The organism is Kitasatospora sp. NPDC034533, from assembly GCF_055575155.1.
The window spans coordinates 1-1,139 of record NZ_JBVITE010000178.1; the positions used below are offsets into that span (position 1 = coordinate 1).

A 1,139-nucleotide genomic window follows, 5' to 3' on the forward strand; every position below is an offset into this window, starting at 1 on the left:
CTAGTGTCCTGCACCTGAAATTCGCTTCATATCTGTAGCCTGTGCCCATGGCGCGTATGGGGCGGCCGATGGCCGAGCTGACCTTGACCGATGACGAGCGCGAGACGCTGCTCCGCTGGTCGAGGCGGGCGAAGTCGTCGCAGGCGCTGGCCCAGCGGTGCCGGATCGTGCTCGGCTGTGCGGACGGAAAGACGAACCAGGAGGTCGCCGCCGAGCTCGGCATCTGGCCGCAGACGGTCGGCAAGTGGCGGCGACGTTTCCTGGAGCGTCGACTGGAGGGGCTCGCGGACGAGCAACGCCCCGGCGCTCCACGGAAGATCAGCGACGAGCGGATCGAGGAACTCGTCGTCGCCACCCTGGAACGCACCCCGAAGGACGCCACCCACTGGTCGCGGGCGTCGATGGCCGCCGAGACGGGACTGTCGAAGTCCACGGTCGGCCGCGTCTGGCGGGCCTTCGGCCTCAAGCCCCACCAGGTCGACACCTTCAAACTGTCGAAGGACCCGCAGTTCATCGACAAAGTCCGCGACGTGGTCGGGCTCTATCTGGACCCGCCGGAGCGGGCCCTGGTCCTGTGCGTCGACGAGAAGTCGCAGATCCAGGCCCTCGACCGCTCTGCCCCGGTGCTGCCGATGATGCCGGGTATGCCCGAGCGCCGCACCCACGACTACCTGCGCAACGGCGTCACCACCCTGTTCGCCGCCCTCGACGTGGCCAGCGGAGAGGTCATCGGCTCCCTCCACCGCCGCCACCGCGCGGCCGAGTTCAAGAAGTTCCTCGCCAAGCTCGACAAGGAAGTGCCCGCCGGCCTGGACATCCACCTGGTCTGCGACAACTACGCCACCCACAAGACCCCGGCGATCCAGAAGTGGCTGGCCGGCCACCCCCGGTTCCACCTGCACTTCACCCCAACCAGCTCGTCCTGGCTCAACCAGGTGGAGCGGTGGTTCGCACTGCTGACGGACAAGCAGCTCCGACGTGGAGTCCACAAGTCCGTCCAGGCTCTGGAGAAGGACATCCGGGCCTGGATCAAGACCTGGAACGAGAACCCCCGCCCGTTCACCTGGACCAAGACCGCCGACGAGATCCTCGAACGACTCGCCTCATATCTTGAACGAATTCCTGGCGCAGGACACTAG

The 1,139-nt window shown here is 66.7% G+C and carries 1 protein-coding gene; it reads left to right on the forward strand.

Annotated features, from left to right (window positions below):
• The first annotated feature begins 56 nt into the window (after nucleotides 1–56).
• Nucleotides 57–1,139 (forward strand): IS630 family transposase, encoded by a 1,083-nt coding sequence (locus ACZ55U_RS39110; protein ID WP_465534420.1) that lies wholly within the window; start codon nucleotides 57–59, stop codon nucleotides 1,137–1,139.

Excerpts from the sequence above, each read along its gene's own strand:
- ACZ55U_RS39110 (WP_465534420.1), top strand. The coding sequence starts at position 57 with ATGGGGCGGCCGATGGCCGAGCTGACCTTGACCGATGACGAGCGCGAG.